The organism is Gordonia sp. NPDC057258 (assembly GCF_042668985.1).
GTDB lineage: Bacteria > Actinomycetota > Actinomycetes > Mycobacteriales > Mycobacteriaceae > Gordonia > Gordonia hongkongensis.
In genome coordinates, this window is sequence record NZ_JBHUXZ010000026.1 from 55,824 (window position 1) to 71,815 (window position 15,992).

Genomic DNA, 15,992 nt, shown 5'->3' on the forward strand with positions numbered 1-15,992 from the left:
GGCATCGAGCAGGTCCGAAGGAGTTTTCACGTGGCTGAGTTCATCTACACGATGAAGAAGGTTCGCAAGGCGCACGGCGACAAGGTCATCCTCGACGACGTCACCATGTCCTTCTACCCGGGCGCCAAGATCGGCGTCGTGGGACCCAACGGCGCGGGCAAGTCGTCGATCCTGAAGATCATGGCCGGCCTGGACCAGCCGTCGAACGGCGAGGCGTTCCTCGACCCCGACGCAACCGTCGGCATCCTCCTGCAGGAGCCGCCCCTCAACGAGGAGAAGACGGTCAAGGAGAACGTCGAGGAGGGCATGGGTGAGATCAAGGTCAAGCTCGACCGCTTCAACGAGATCGCCGAACAGCTCGCGACGGACTACTCCGACGAGCTGATGGAAGAGATGGGCAAGCTCCAGGAGGACCTGGACAACAACGACGCCTGGGACCTCGACTCCCAGCTCGAGCAGGCGATGGATGCGCTGCGCTGCCCGCCGGCCGATTCGCCGGTCACCCACCTGTCCGGTGGTGAACGTCGCCGCGTCGCACTGTGCAAACTGCTGCTGCAGAAGCCCGACCTCCTGCTGCTCGACGAGCCGACCAACCACCTCGACGCCGAGTCGGTGCTGTGGCTGGAGCAGTTCCTCGCGAACTACTCGGGAGCAGTGCTGGCCGTGACCCACGACCGGTACTTCCTCGATCACGTCGCGCAGTGGATCTGTGAGGTCGACCGCGGCAAGCTGCACCCCTACGAGGGCAACTACTCGACCTACCTGGAGAAGAAGGCCGAGCGTCTCGAGGTCCAGGGCAAGAAGGACCAGAAGCTGCAGAAGCGGCTCAAGGAAGAGCTCGCCTGGGTCCGCTCCGGCGCCAAGGCCCGCCAGACCAAGAACAAGGCCCGCCTCGCACGCTACGAGGAGATGGCGGCCGAAGCGGAGAAGACCCGCAAGCTCGACTTCGAGGAGATCCAGATCCCGACGCCGCCGCGCCTGGGCGACGTCGTGGTCGAGGTCTCGCACCTGGACAAGGGCTTCGAGGGCCGGGTTCTCATCAAGGACCTGTCGTTCACCCTGCCGCGCAACGGCATCGTCGGTGTGATCGGTCCGAACGGCGTCGGCAAGACGACCCTGTTCAAGACGATCGTCGGCCTCGAGCAGCCCGATTCGGGCACGGTGAAGGTCGGCGAGACGGTCAAGCTGAGTTACGTCGACCAGAGCCGCGCCAACATCGACCCCAAGAAGACGGTGTGGGAGGTCGTCTCCGACGGGCTCGACTACATCGAGGTCGGCCAGAACGAGATGCCCTCGCGCGCCTACGTCAGCGCCTTCGGGTTCAAGGGCCCTGACCAGCAGAAGCGCTCGGAGGTGCTCTCCGGTGGTGAGCGCAACCGCCTGAACCTCGCGCTCACCCTGAAAGAGGGCGGCAACCTGATCCTTCTCGACGAGCCGACCAACGACCTAGACGTCGAGACCCTGGGCTCGCTGGAGAACGCGCTGGAGCAGTTCCCCGGGTGTGCCGTGGTCATCAGCCACGACCGCTGGTTCCTCGACCGCACCTGTACCCACATCCTGGCGTGGGAAGGCAACGTCGAAGAGGGGCAGTGGTTCTGGTTCGAGGGCAACTTCGAGGCCTACGAGGCCAACAAAGTGGATCGCCTCGGCGCCGACGCCGCCCGCCCGCACCGGGTCACGCACCGCAAACTGACTCGCGATTAATCCCGGTTCCGCCCGGCGCGGGTGACTAGCATCGGCAGATGTGACGTCACTCGTTCCGGACGCGGTGGACCACTACTTCAGGTCGCGGACCGACGGGTCGGCAGGTGAGTCGGCCGCCGACCGGGTGCGCAGACATCTCGATGACGCGCGGGTCCGCCGCCGCGGAGAGGCGCTCGTCGGAGTGACCGCGGGCGAGGGCGGCACCGTCGAGATCCTCGTCGTCAACGACGACATGCCGATGCTCGTCGAAGCCGTCCTGGCCACGGTCGAGGCGCACGACCTCACCGTCGATCGCATGGACCACCCGGTGATACCCGTTCAGCGGGACCCCGACGGCACACTCGTCGCCGTCGACTCCGGCGAGACGACCCCGGAGTCCTGGATCGCGGTCTGCGGCCTCGCACGTCACCCGGGCATCGATCCTGAACCGCTGCGCGACGACCTCCGCGAGGTCGTCTCGCGGGTCATCGACGTCGACGCCGATGCGTCGGCGATGCGCTCTCGGATGGCCGAGTGCGCCGCCGGGATGGCCGAGGCGCCGCTGCCGGGGGCCGGAGTCTCCGACGCCGACCGTGGTGAGTACGCCGCACTGCTCGAGTGGTTCGCCGGCAACCACTTCCACCCGCTGGGCCATGTGCGGGTGGGCGGGGACGGGCCCGCCGGGGACGCCGCCCGTCTCGGTGTGTGGCGAACCGACTCCGTCAGCCGCGACTTCCCGTCGGTGACTGATCGTCCGCTGGTCCCGCGGGTCAGCCGGGTGTTCGTGGCGACCGGCATCCAGCGCACCAATTTCCCTGTGCTCGTGCAGGTTCCGACGTTCGATGCGAATGGCGAACACGACGGCGAGCATCGTTTCCTGGGTACCCTCACCTCCGCCGGCAATCATCAGGCGGTGCTCGACGTCCCGGTCCTGCGCGCCAAGGTGCACGACGTCCTCGCGCAGGCGGGCGTCGAGGAGGATTCCTTCGCCGGTCAGTCCATGATCGAGCTGCTGCAGAACTATCCGCTGGTGGAGATGTTCTCGTCCACCGAGGACGAGCTCGAACGCCGCCTGACCGAGATGCTGGACGCGGTGGCGACGCGGTCGCTGCGGCTGTTCCTGCGCACCAACTTCGACGGACGCACCGCCGTCGCCCTCATCTACCTGCCCCGGGACCGCTACAACACGTCCACCCGTCTCGCCCTCGAGCGCGCGCTCGTCGCCGAGGTGGACGGGACCGGGCTGGAGTACACGGCGCGTGTCAGCGAGATGCCGTTGGCACTGTTGCAGGTGCTGGTCTGTATCGACCCGACGACGGCGGCCGAACTCGGCTCGGTCGACACCGGATCACCGGCCCACGCACGCGTGCAGGCGGCGCTGGTCGCCGCCATCCGCGGTTGGGACGAGCGGGTGCGCGAACTGGCTGTCGCAGAAGACGTCCCGGCACTCGACGGCGGCCCGGACGTGCTGCTGCGCCAGTTGTCCTCGTTGTCGGAGGACTACAAGGAGCTCCGCGAGCCGCATGCGGCCCTCGCCGACCTCATCCGCGTCGTCGGTCTGGAACCGGGTGAGATCGACGTGACCCTCGACGCCGCCGAGACGGCGACCGACGGGCGCGAGCCGGACCGGTGGATCTTCACGCTGTACCTCTGCGGTGCGTCGGCGACACTGACCGATGTCCTGCCGGTGTTGCACAGTCTCGGTCTCGATGTCCTCGAGGAGCACCCGTACGAGATCCATCGGCTCGACGACACCGTCTGCTGGGCCTACGAATTCAGCGTCCAACTCGCGGCCGGGATGACCGTCGACCTCGACCACGCCGACGACCTCGCCGATCGGTTCACCGAGGCGTTCCGCCGGATCTGGCTCGCCGGTGCGGACGTCGACGCCTACAACGAACTCGTCATCAGGTCGGGCCTGGACTGGCGGTCGGCGGCGATGCTGCGCGCCTACGGGCAGTACCTGCGCCAATGCGGGTTCTCGTACAGTTCGGCCCACGTCGCCAGCGTCCTCGGCCAACACCTCGCCATCACCCGCGGCCTCGTCGACCTGTTCGTCGCGTCGTTCGATCCCGACACCGCCGACGAACAGCGCCGAAAGCGGGTACGCGACAAGCTCGACGAGGAGATCGGACTCGTGTTGGGCCTCGATGCCGACCGCATCGTCTCCGCGTTCGCGGCGGTGCTGTCGGCGACCGACCGCACGAACTACTTCGTCGACGGCGGGTCGTCGGACTCCGATCACTGTCCGGTCATCTCGTTCAAACTCCGTCCGCGCGACATCCCGCAGACCCCTAAACCCCGTCCGCTGCACGAGATCTTCGTCTACTCACCGCGCGTAGAGGGGGTGCACCTCCGATTCGGCTCGGTCGCCCGTGGCGGCCTGCGCTGGTCGGACCGCCGGGAGGATTTCCGCACCGAGATCCTCGGCCTGGTCAAGGCGCAGGCGGTGAAGAACGCGGTGATCGTGCCGCTCGGCGCCAAGGGCGGTTTCGTGGTCAAACAGCCGCCGCCGCCGACCGGTTACGCCGCGCGGGACCGGGAGGCGCAGCGGGAGGAAGGGATCGCGTGCTACCGGCAGTTCATCGCCGGCCTGCTCGACGTGACCGACAACATCGACCTCGCGACCGGGGAGGTCATCCCCGCCCGCGGGGTCGTCCGGCTCGACTCCGACGACACCTACCTGGTGGTGGCGGCCGACAAGGGCACCGCCTCGTTCTCCGACATCGCCAACGACGTGTCGAAGTCGTACGGGTTCTGGCTCGGCGACGCCTTCGCCTCCGGCGGGTCGGCCGGGTACGACCACAAGGCCATGGGTATCACTGCCCGGGGCGCGTGGGAGTCGGTCAAGCGGCATTTCCGCGAGATGGGGACCGACACGCAGTCGCAGGACTTCACCGTCGTCGGGATCGGCGACATGAGCGGCGACGTGTTCGGCAACGGGATGCTGCTCAGCGAGCATATCCGGCTCGTCGCCGCGTTCGATCACCGGCACATCTTCGTCGACCCCGATCCGGAGGCGGCGGCGTCGTTCACCGAACGGAAGCGGTTGTTCGGCCTCCCGCGGTCGTCGTGGGCGGACTACGACACCGACCTCATCAGTGCCGGCGGCGGGGTGTGGGAGCGCGACCGCAAGTCGATCCCGATCACCCCCGAGATGGTGGACGCGCTGGGCATGGAAGACGGCACGACAGAACTCTCACCACCCGAATTGATACGCGCGATCCTGCTCGCTCCGGTCGACCTCCTGTGGAACGGCGGCATCGGGACCTACGTGAAGGCGTCGACCGAATCACATGCGAGTGTCGGCGACAAGTCCAACGACGCGATCCGCGTCGACGGAAACGAGTTGCGTGCCAGGGTGATCGGAGAGGGCGGCAACCTCGGGGTCACCGAACGCGGGCGCATCGAGTTCGACCTCGCCGGGGGCCGGATCAACACCGACGCCCTCGACAACTCGGCCGGGGTCGACTGTTCCGACCACGAGGTGAACATCAAGATCCTGCTCGACGCGGCGGTCTCGGCGGGCGGCCTCGACGCCGACGAACGCGACCCCCTACTGGAGTCGATGACCGACGAGGTCGCCGAACTCGTTCTCGCCGACAACATCTCGCAGAACTCCGAGCTCGGATTCTGCCGCACATTCGAGCTGCTGCGAGTGGAGGTGCACGCCCGCATGCTCGAACACCTCGCCGCCAAACGGGGCGTCGACCTACGCCTGGAAGCGCTGCCCGAGCCGCGCGAGCTGCGCAAGCGGGTCGGCAGTGAGCTCCACCGCGGTCTCACGTCGCCCGAGTTCGCCACGCTCATGGCGCACGTCAAGCTCGAGTCCAAATCCGACCTGCTCGCCACCGACCTCCCCGACAACGACGTGTTCGCACCCCGCGTCGCGCGCTACTTCCCGGACGCGGTGCGCACCGAGCATTCCGACGCGATCAGCGGACACCGGTTGCGGCGTCAGATCGTGGCGACGACCCTCGTCAACGACGTGATCGACCACGCCGGGATGACCCACCTGTTCCGGTTGAGCGAGGGGAGCAGCTGCAGTACCGAGGAGGGCGTCCGCGCGTATGTGGTGTCCAACAAGGTCTTCGGCATGAACGAGGTGTTCGAGGGCATTCGGCATGCACCGGCTCCGGTCGAGGCCGTCGACGAGATGATGCTGTACGCGCGCCGTCTGCTGTTCCGCGCCTCGCGGTGGCTGCTCGCCTTCCGGCCGCAACCATTGGCCATGGCCGCCGAGATCACCCGCTACGGCGAGCGGGTGGCAGCACTGTCCGAGGTCATCGACGACTGGTACGGGCCGAGTTCGGCACGCGATGTCGCCGAGCGCGCCGACACCTACATCGAGCACGGCGTTCCCGAGGACCTCGCCCACACCGTCGCGGCTAGCCTGCACCGCTTCTGTCTGCTCGACATCATCGACGCGGCCGAGATCGCCGACCGGGACGCCGGCGAGGTCGGCGACCTCTACTTCGGGGTGATGGAGCACTTCGGTCTCGAACAGCTGCTCACGGCGGTGTCGGGACTCGAATTCGGCGATCGATGGCATGCGCTGGCCCGGTTGGCAGTGCGTGACGACATGCACGGTGCGCTCCGTGCGCTGACCCTGCGGATCCTGGAGGTCAGCGAACCCGGGGAGAGCACGGCCGACAAGATCGCCGAGTGGGAGTCCTCGCGGTCGAACCGGCTGAGCCGGGTACGTAGCGTGCTCCGGGAGATCGAGGAGACCGGGACCGCGGACCTGGCCACGCTCTCCGTCGCGGCCCGGCAGCTGCGGAGCGTGATCCGCTGATGCGCAGGCGACGGCTGCCGTCGTCGAATCCGTCGCAGTCAGGTGTGCCGAGCGCCTAGCCTGAGCACATGACCCGAACCGCACCGCGCATCTGCCCGCTCTGCGAGGCCACCTGCGGTCTGACCCTCACCATCGGCCGGGACCGCACGACCGGCGGCGAGATCGTCACCGCCGCGCGCGGTGACGCCGACGACGTGTTCAGTGCCGGCTACCTGTGTCCGAAGGGTGCGAGTTTCGCCCAGCTCGACAACGATCCCGATCGTCTCGACCGTCCGCTCATCCGGCGCGATGGTCGGCTCGTCGAAACCGATTGGGACACAGCGCTCACCGCTGCGGTCGACGGGCTGCGCGAGGTGATCTCGACCTCCGGCGGCGAGTCGATCGGCTTCTACCTCGGCAATCCGTCCGCGCACACCGTCGCCGGCACGATGTACGCGCCCTTGCTCATCCGGGCACTCGGTACCCGCAACGTGTTCAGCGCCAGCACCCTCGACCAGATGCCGAAGCAGGCGGCCACCGGTTACCTCGTCGGTCATGCGGGGACTTTTGCCGTCCCGGACCTCGACCGCACCGATCATCTCGTGATCATCGGAGCGAACCCGGTGGTCTCCAACGGCAGTGTGACCACCGCCGCCGACTTCCCCGGGAAACTGACCGCGCTGCGCCGCCGGGGCGGGCGCCTGACCGTCATCGACCCGGCACGCACCCGCACGGCGAAGTTGGCGGACACCCACATCGCGCCGCGGCCCGGAACGGATGCGGCGCTGCTGTGCGCGGTGGTGCAGTGCCTGTTCGACGAGGACCTCGTCGCCGCCGACCTCGGCGGGATCGCCACGCATGTCACCGGCGTGGAGGCGCTGCGCGACGAGCTGAGCGGTTTCACTCCCGAACGGGTCGCCTCGTTCTGTGGTGTGGCGGCCGCCGACATCCGGGCTCTCGCCCGGTCGATCGCCGCGTCGGAATCGGCCGCCGTCTACGGCCGGATGGGCACCACCACAGTGCAATTCGGGACCATCGGCAGTTGGCTCATCGACGTGGTGAACATCCTCACCGGCAACTTCGACCGGCCCGGGGGAGTGATGTTCCCGCTCGCACCGACCGCTCCGTCGCCCCGCCCGGCCCGTGCGGGCCGGGGGTTCCGTACCGGGCGGTGGCGCAGCCGGGTCTCCGGTCACGCGGAGGTCGGCGGTGAGCTCCCCGCCGTCGCGATGGCCGAGGAGTTCGAGACGCCCGGCGAGGGGCGGTTGCGGGCGCTGGTGACGGTGTCGGGCAACCCCGTCCTGTCCGCGCCGAACGGCGCACGACTGGGACGCGCACTCGACGACGCACAGTTCGTGGTCTGCGTCGACCCCTATCTGAACGAGACGACGCGGCACGCACACGTCGTGCTGCCGCCGCCGCGCCCATCGCAGAGTCCGCATTTCGACGCCATCCTGAACAACCTGGCGGTCCGGGCCACCGCCCGCTACTCGCCGCCCGTGTTGCCGCTCCCGGTGGGCCGTCCCGACGAGATCGAGATCGTCTGCCGGCTGATCCTGGGCCTGTCCGGGGCCGGGGTCGACGCCGACCCGGGGCTCGTCGACGAACAGGTCATCGCGGCCACGCTGTCGAAGGAGGTCACCGACCCCTATTCGCCCGTCGCCGGCCGTGACGTCGCCTCGCTCGTCGCGATGTTGCCCGACGCGCCCGGGCACCAGCGTCGTCTGGACATGCTGTTCCGCCTCGGGGCGTACGGCGACGCCTTCGGCTCCCGCGACGGCCTCACGTTCGCGGATGTGCTGGCCGCGCCACACGGTATCGATCTGGGGCCGATGCGGCCGCGCCTGCCCGGGGTGCTCCGCACGGCGTCCGGCAAGATCGAACTCGCTCCCGACCCGCTCATCGGCGACCTCGCGCGCCTGAGTGCAGCGGTGGACGCCGGGCGCGACCCGGCGCCGGCCGCCGACGGCAGCCTGCTGCTGGTCGGCCGCCGCCACCTGCGGTCCAACAACAGCTGGATGCACAATCTCCCGGCCCTCACCGGCGGCACCAATCGCTGCACCCTGCTCATGCATCCTGACGATGCCGACCGACTCGGCATCTTCGATGTCGCCAAGGTCCGTGGTGCGGGTGGTTCGCTGACCGTGCCCGTCGAGATCACCACCGACATCCGACCCGGGGTCGCGTCGCTGCCGCACGGGTGGGGCCATGATGTCGAGGGCATCAGACTGGGCGTCGCCGCCGCCGAGCCGGGTGTGAACGTGAACGACCTGAACGACGGCGCCCTGCTCGACCCGCTCTCGGGGACCGTCGTCCTCAACGGTCTGCCGGTGGAGATCGCGCCTGCTTGACCGGGGCGGGTAGTGCGTAGGGTTGGGCCGGGGTGGCCGCCAGGGCTGCACGCCGACGCCGATCAGACAGGGGATGACGCACGTGCTCAACGAGGACGCCGGGACCACGACCGCTGACGGATACCTGGTCAAGGTGCCGGTGCGCTGGTCGGACATGGATGTCTACGCGCACATCAACCACGCCCGGATGGTGACGTTGCTCGAAGAGGCGCGCATTCCCTGGCTCTTCTACGACGGCCGACCGACCGCGCCCCTGCGCGACGGCTGCCTCGTCGCCGACCTACACGTGAGATATCAAGCGCAGCTGCGTCATTCCGAGGGGCCGATCGAGGTCACCATGTTCGTCGAACGCCTGCGGGCCGTCGACTTCACCGTCGGCTACGAAGTGCGCGCGGCGGGTGCCGACCCCGCCTCTCGACCCGCCGTGGTCGCCAGCACGCAGCTCGTCGCCTTCGACGTGGCGGCCCAGCGCATCGCCCGGCTCACCCCGGAACAGAAGGACTACCTCGCCGGATTCCGCCGCCCTGCCGGGGAATCGGCCACACGCGGCGGGCCGAGTTGATGGAGCGGTTCATCGAGTTCGCGTCCTCGGACCGATCGAACGCCCTCGCGTTCCTCTCGCACGCAGTACGTCTCGACGATGCCGCCGTCGTCCGGGTGGTCGCGCGTTCGGACGGTCTGGTGGCCTTGTGGGCACATACCGGGTTCGACGTCCTCGCCACCCGATCGGTGACCGGACGAATCGCGCCGACCGACATCGTGTGCGACGCTTCGACACTGCGTGCGACCGTCGAATCGGCCGGCCCGGGCGCCGCGGTCGATCCCGGCTTCTCCCTCGACAGTGCCTGGCGCGGAGCGCTTCCCGCTGCGATCGGGTTCCGGCACATCGACGACGTACCCGCCCGCAGCGTGGTCGAACTGTCTCGGGAAGGCGCCCGGGTGGCGCGCGAGGAGGGGAGCGGGCACGGTCCCGCAACGGGTCTGCTCGATCAGGATGTCCTCGAGGTCACGTCGGAGGAGGGTGCGCTGCGGGCCGCGGTGAGCATGCGATCGGTCTTCGCCCTGACCGGCATGGGATTCATCCGCGACGCGGACGGACGAGCGGTCACCGAGACCTCCGACACCGGGGCGATCGCAGCCGACGAACCGGTACGAATCCGGATGTCGGCGGCGTGGATTCGGATCGATGCACGCTTCGGCTCGGTGTACCAGCGCCGGCACCGCGATCTCGCGGTCACCGTCCTGAACTAAACGGTGTGTCTCACGATGATCTCTCTTGTCGCCTGAGCTCCAGCCATGGTGATTCGCACTGGCCGCCACGCAGACACGATTATCTCGAAGTCGGAGGCCTGTCAGTACGTCGTGGTTCGATTTGTAGGACGTCCGGGACTTGGAAAAATCAAGCCTTGACTCGAACATATTTTCGAGTTCGATGGTGTCATGTCATCGGGGGCGGGGGCCGGATCCACGGCGGTGGACCCATCACAGGAGTCCGTCGAACCGCGCTTTCGTCCCGACCATGAACTCTCCGCATCCGAACTCGTCGAGGTCCTCAACCACTGCGCGGGCTTGGCGGCAGCGTCCGCGCATCGAATGATGGTCGTTGCCAGCCTCATTCACGATGAACGCGAGATGGATTACGCGCAGCGCCGCGCCGAGACGCACAGCGGCGAACTCGACTCCATCGAAGCCTTCGAGCACCTATCAGCGCGAGTGGCCGCCGGCGAGAACCCCTACGAGCAGTTCGGGCCCAACGGTCTCGAACAAGCCATCGCCGAAGTCGGCGCCACCCTCACCGTGACACCGGCCGAGGCGAAAGACCTCATCGAGGCCGGCGACGCACTGCGCTACCGACTCTCCTTCACCGGGCACGCACTGGCGTGCGGTCGAATCGACAAGCGCCGCTTCCTCATCGCTCTCAAGCGCACCGATCTCATCACCGACGACGAAGAGATGCAGACCGTCGACGCCCATCTCGCCGAAGCGATCTTCGCCCGCCCACCGATGTCGACGGCCCGGTTCACCGCCATGGTCGATTCGATCGTCGCCAAGTGGGCACCCGACGCGATCCGCCGACGCAAGGAGCGAGTGAAGTCCGACCGCAAGGTGACGGTCACCCCCGATCGGTTCACGCCGGGGCAGTCCCGGATCTCCGGGACGCTGCCCGATGCTGATGCCGCCGAGTTCGACGCCCGCCTGACGGCGATGGCCACCGCGGTCCACGCCGGTGACCCTCGAAAGTTGGCCAATCGCCGGGTCGATGCCCTCAAAGCACTTTCGCGCGGCGAAGCCGCCATCACCTGCCTATGCGACGACTGTCGACCTGCCGCAACCGAACCCGACACAGCACCAGATTTCGACCCAGCGACAGTGGATACCGCCGAGCCGCCTGCACCAGCTGCTGAGATGGTGGATGCGGACACCTTCGTCGACCCGTCAGCCCCCGACACCGCTGCCGATGACCCGGCCGCGCCGACCGACTCGGCGTCGGACTCGCTGGCGCCGCGCGCGACCTTTCACATCGTGGTGAACCTGTCGACCCTGATCGGTCTCGACGACGATCCCGCGTTCCTCGACCGCCATGGCATCATCGACGCCGACACCGCGCGAGAACTCCTCGCCGAAGCGCGACGCACCTACATCCATCCCGCACCGACCCCCGCCGCGCCACTGGCATCGGCTCCCGAGGCAGACAGTTCGACAACGCGGTACACCCCGTCGAAGAAGCTGCAGGCGCTGGTGCGTGCCGGCGAACTGTGCTGCACCTTCCCCGGCTGCAACGCCCCGGTCTGGCAGATCGACCTCGACCACACCGAACCCTTCGATCACACCGACCCGCGGCGCGGTGGCCCGACCGATGCGCGCAACCTCAAACCGCTGTGCCGCTTCCATCACCGCATCAAGACCTTCACCAGCTGGCAGGACCACCAAGACGAGTCCCGCACCGCCTGGTTCACCACACCCACCGGTCACATGTTCGTCGGCAACGCCTTCAGCGGACGCGACCTGTTCAACAAGCTCTTCCCCAGACGATCACCCGATCACCCCGCCCGCGACCGACTCACCAAGCAGCGCGACAACGACTTCCGACGCCACCAACGCGCCGAGAAGCGCTGGAACGACGCCAACCCGCCGCCCTTCTAGCAGCGTTTCACGATTGTCTTGCTTGCTATCGACGGCGGTGAGGTGCCTGCGTGCCCCTCACGTGGTCCGCGGCCGGCTGCCCGAGTTCAGTCACACCAGCCAGGCCGCTGCGTCCGGCGCCAGCATCCCGTCGACGAGAGGTGAACTGACGAGCAGCAATTCGCCGGGCGGAAGGGGCACCGGCTCATCGCCGGCGTTCAGCGCACAGACCAGCTGACCCTCGGAACGACGGAACGCCAGGCATCCCTCCGGCGCGCCGTACCACTCGAGGTGCTCACCGGTGAACTCCGGACGGGTCACCCTCAGGTCGAGGGCTGCGCGGTACAGCGACAGCATCGACCCCACGTCCTCGAGCTGGGCTTCGACAGTGAGCGCGCGCCACGAATCCGGGATCGGCAGCCAGGTCTCGGACGTCGCACTGAATCCGAAGGGCGGCTCGGTCCCCTCCCAGGGGATCGGGACGCGGCAGCCGTCCCGCCCGCGTTCGGTGCGTCCGGACCGTTCCCACACCGGGTCCTGGAGTGCGTCGTCGGGCAGGTCGTCGACGTTCGGCAGTCCCAGTTCGCTGCCGTTGTAGAGGAAAACCGTTCCGGGCAGCGCCATTTCGACGACGAGCATCGCTCTTGCGCGCCTCGTGCCGCGCTCGAGGTCGAGTGCCCCGGTCTCCGGGTCGGCGACGGCGTATCGCGTGACCTCGCGGGCGACATCGTGATTGGACAGCGTCCACGTCGGAGTACCGGACACCGACAACACCGCGTCGAGTGAGTTCTCGATGGCCTCCCTGATCGCACCGGATTCGAACGGCGCCTTGGCGAGCCGGAAGTTGAACCCGAGGTGCAGTTCGTCGGGACGCAGGTACTCGGCGAATCGCTCGTTGTCGCTGACCCAGATCTCACCGACGTTGGCTGCCCCGGGGTACTCGTCGAGGACCTTGCGGATCTTGCGGTGGATCTCGTGCACCGCATAGTTGTTGAAACGAGGGTCGTCGTCGGAGTTCTGCAGCAATTTGGTCGCCGACAGATCCATGTCGGGCAGGTCCGCGGGTTTGGCCATGCCGTGCGCGACGTCGATGCGGAAGCCGTCGACACCCCGATCCAGCCAGAAGCGCAGCGTCTTCTCGAGATCGGCGAAGACGTCCGGGTTCTCCCAGTTCAGGTCCGGCTGCTCCTTGGCGAAGATGTGCAGGTACCACTGTCCCGGCGAGCCGTCGGCCTCGGTGACCCGGGTCCAGGCAGGTCCGCCGAAGATGCTGTGCCAGTTGTTCGGCGGCTCGTCGCCGTCGTCACCGAGGCCGTCCCGGAAGATGTACCGCTCGCGTTCGGGACTGCCGGGGGCCGCGGCCAGCGCGGCCTGGAACCACTCGTGCTGGTCACTCGTGTGGTTGGGGACGAGGTCCATCGTCACCCGGATGTCGCGTTCGTGGGCCTCGGCGATGAGCTCGTCGAAGACGTCGAGGTCGCCGAAGAGGGGATCGACGTCCCGGGGATCGGAGACGTCGTAACCGTGATCTGCCATGGGAGAGGCCATGATCGGACTGAGCCAGATCGCATCGATCCCGAGGAGTTCGAGATAGCCGAGTTTGTCGATGACACCGGCGAGATCGCCGACGCCGTCACCGCTGACATCGGAGAACGAGCGCGGATAGATCTGATAGAACACCGCGGACTTCCACCACGTGGTGTCAGCCGGATCCAGCTGCGACACAACGGGTGGTGCGACCGGTGCGTCGGCGGCGACGACGGCCTCGCCGGCAGCCGGCTCCTCGAGCGCATCGACGTCGGACTCGATCGCGCCGTCGTCGAACGCGACGTCGTCGGGCTGACCCCCGTCGGATGGCTCGGCGGGGACGACCTCTGGTGTCTCATCGCTCACCGTGGTCATTGTGCCCTACCTGAGTTTTCTCGGAGAAATCCAGGTCGGTCGGCGAGTCGGGCGGCGTGTCGGGACAGAAAACGCTCTCAGATGGGTGAATTCATCATCGATTGCGCAGCCATCTCCATGTAGTCGATCAGCGCCTGGCGGTGCGGTGCGTCGAGCGTGTCGTCGTCGATGGAGGCGATTGCGGTGTGCATACAGCGCAGCCACGCGTCCCGCTCGATGGGACCGACGCGGAAGGGGTTGTGACGCATGCGGAGTCGGGGATGGCCGCGCTCATCGGAGTAGGTTCGCGGGCCCCCCCAGTACTGTTCGAGGAACATCCGCATCCGACGCTCGGCCGGACCCAGGTCCTCCTCGGGATACAGCGGGCGCAGCACCTCGTCGCGCGCCACCTCGCGATAGAACACGGCCGTGAGTCGCCGGAACGTCTCGGCACCGCCGACCTCGTCGTAGAAGGTGCGCGCGGGGGTTGCCGGCGCCGGTGGGGTCGGAGGGGATGTGTTGGGTTCGCCAGTCACCCTCGCCATTGTCCTCACCCGGGCGCGGTGTCTCAACGTCGACGCCGGGTCGGCCCCGTGAGCTGGCCGGACACCGTGAAACAGCTGTCACGGGGACCGCCACCGTGGTGGACTTGTGCTCGGCGGGGTGGCGGGAGGCGAGATGACGCACAGATCACACGCGAAGACGGGACGCGGGCAGATCCGTCCCGCTCCCGGCGCCGGGGCCTGGACACGCCGCCGGGTGCTGCTCCTCAACGCCACGTACGAGCCGCTGACGGCCGTGACGGTCCGGCGTGCGGTCGTCCTCATCCTCCGTGATCGCGCCGATCTGGTGCACGCCGACGAACAGGGCGAGGCGGTGCACTCCGTGGGTGGTGCGGTTCCGGTTCCGACCGTGATCCGCCTCCGCAGATACGTCCACGTGCCGTACCGGGCGACCGTGCCGATGACCCGGGCCGCTCTGATGCGTCGTGACCTGACCAGGTGCGGCTACTGCGGTGCACGGGCGACGACGATCGACCACGTGGTCCCGCGGAGTCGGGGCGGGACGCACACCTGGGAGAACTGCGTGGCGTGCTGTGCCTCGTGCAATCACCGGAAGGCGGATCGTCTGCTCGGGGAGCTGGGGTGGACGCTGCGGACGGTTCCGACCGTGCCGAAGGGCAGGCACTGGCGTGTGCTGGCCACCATCAAGGACATCGATCCGGCGTGGCTGCAGTACCTCGATGCCGGCGCCGCGTGAGGGGCATGATCCGGTCGCACGGGGTCGCCTCACACGTCTACGACGCGCTGTAGGCCCCCGTGGGCCGGGCGGCGGCCAGTGGGTTAGATTGATCAACGATGACCTGCGCCGACAACCGGGCGGGTCCGGCGCGACCATCGAAAGGGTGACATGGACGTCGACAGCCTGATCGTCCCCATCGGAGTGCCAGTCACGATTCTCACGGTGCTTGCTGTTCTGCTCTGTGTTGTCGCGATGGTGTTCTCCTCCGGGGTCAAGTACCCGAAGGTCGAGGAATACACCCTCGACCAGCAGTGGGAACACGCACCGCTTCTCTTCAGTGCCACCGACATCGAACCGATGGCACTTCCGCGGCATGCGGAACCCGGCGACGTCGATGGGAGCTCGGCCAGTGGCAAATGGTGAGGTTACGCACGCAAATGTGAGCGCCGAGGTCGCGGCCCGGTCGGCCGCCGAACTGCCGCTGGGCGCCGTCTTCACCAACAGCGGTCGCATTTCCGCGGCACGCTACCCGGCCGACGCTCCGACGACGCCGCCGTTCAGCAAGAAGGATCTGATCGCGCTCGACGAGACGCTCAAGGCCGCCAGCGAGAAGGCCCTCGTGCGCTTCTCGGTCTACATCGGCGACCTCGACGGTGAGCTGGAGACCAGCGCCCGTGCGATCCTCGCGAAATCGCCCGAGCCCGCGTACGGCACCCTCATCGCCGTCTCTCCGAACTCGCGTGACGTGGTCATCGTCTCCGGCAACAAGGTGTCCACCCGCGTGAACGATCGCGTCGCGGCTCTCGGTGTCACCGCCGCGGTCACCGGCTTCCGTCAGGGCAACCTGATCGACGGGCTGATCGCCTCGCTGCGCGTGATGGCCACCGCCGCCGCCGGCGGCTGATCGCTCGCACACCCTGATACACGAAGGCCGCCCC

11 protein-coding genes are annotated in these 15,992 nt (G+C 67.9%); 9 read left to right on the forward strand and 2 right to left on the reverse strand.

Features of this window, described 5'->3' with window-relative positions; genetic code table 11:
• Positions 1-30: 30 nt before the first annotated feature.
• From ettA to ACFUEJ_RS17360, 6 genes are all read left to right on the forward strand, one after another.
• A complete protein-coding gene (gene ettA, locus ACFUEJ_RS17335; RefSeq protein WP_065629023.1) occupies positions 31-1,704 on the forward strand; it encodes an energy-dependent translational throttle protein EttA in 1,674 nt (557 codons plus the stop codon).
• A 40-nt stretch (positions 1,705-1,744) separates the two neighbouring features.
• Positions 1,745-6,478, forward strand: a complete 4,734-nt coding sequence (locus ACFUEJ_RS17340; RefSeq protein WP_159370610.1) for an NAD-glutamate dehydrogenase — start codon at positions 1,745-1,747, stop codon at positions 6,476-6,478.
• 68 nt (positions 6,479-6,546) lie between these two features.
• Entirely contained in the window at positions 6,547-8,808 is a 2,262-nt protein-coding gene (locus ACFUEJ_RS17345) for a molybdopterin-dependent oxidoreductase (protein ID WP_388030813.1), read from the forward strand.
• A gap of 73 nt (positions 8,809-8,881) precedes the next feature.
• A complete protein-coding gene (locus ACFUEJ_RS17350) occupies positions 8,882-9,370 on the forward strand; it encodes a thioesterase family protein (protein WP_226513042.1) in 489 nt (162 codons plus the stop codon).
• A complete protein-coding gene (locus ACFUEJ_RS17355) occupies positions 9,370-10,059 on the forward strand; it encodes a hypothetical protein (protein WP_226513043.1) in 690 nt (229 codons plus the stop codon). The genes ACFUEJ_RS17350 and ACFUEJ_RS17355 overlap by 1 nt, the downstream gene beginning before the upstream one ends.
• 189 nt (positions 10,060-10,248) lie before the next feature.
• Positions 10,249-11,952, forward strand: coding sequence for an HNH endonuclease signature motif containing protein (locus ACFUEJ_RS17360; RefSeq protein ID WP_068972481.1), 1,704 nt, complete (start codon positions 10,249-10,251; stop codon positions 11,950-11,952).
• 90 nt (positions 11,953-12,042) lie between these two features.
• Here ACFUEJ_RS17360 and ACFUEJ_RS17365 read toward each other — a convergent pair whose 3' ends face one another.
• A complete protein-coding gene (locus ACFUEJ_RS17365; protein ID WP_388030817.1) occupies positions 12,043-13,833 on the reverse strand; it encodes a glycoside hydrolase family 13 protein in 1,791 nt (596 codons plus the stop codon).
• Between the two features lie 77 nt (positions 13,834-13,910).
• The gene (locus ACFUEJ_RS17370) at positions 13,911-14,357 is read right to left on the reverse strand and encodes a globin (protein ID WP_226513045.1); all 447 of its coding nucleotides are present in this window, start codon (positions 14,355-14,357) and stop codon (positions 13,911-13,913) included.
• A gap of 133 nt (positions 14,358-14,490) precedes the next feature.
• Here ACFUEJ_RS17370 and ACFUEJ_RS17375 point away from each other — a divergent pair, with 133 nt between their 5' ends.
• The 3 genes from ACFUEJ_RS17375 (at position 14,491) to ACFUEJ_RS17385 (ending at position 15,958) form a co-directional block, all read left to right on the forward strand.
• The gene (locus tag ACFUEJ_RS17375; RefSeq protein ID WP_388030820.1) at positions 14,491-15,072 is read left to right on the forward strand and encodes an HNH endonuclease; all 582 of its coding nucleotides are present in this window, start codon (positions 14,491-14,493) and stop codon (positions 15,070-15,072) included.
• A 150-nt stretch (positions 15,073-15,222) separates the two neighbouring features.
• A complete protein-coding gene (locus ACFUEJ_RS17380; RefSeq protein ID WP_058250036.1) occupies positions 15,223-15,477 on the forward strand; it encodes a hypothetical protein in 255 nt (84 codons plus the stop codon).
• The gene (locus ACFUEJ_RS17385) at positions 15,464-15,958 is read left to right on the forward strand and encodes a DUF5130 family protein (RefSeq protein ID WP_171011575.1); all 495 of its coding nucleotides are present in this window, start codon (positions 15,464-15,466) and stop codon (positions 15,956-15,958) included. The genes ACFUEJ_RS17380 and ACFUEJ_RS17385 overlap by 14 nt, the downstream gene beginning before the upstream one ends.
• Positions 15,959-15,992: the final 34 nt, after the last annotated feature.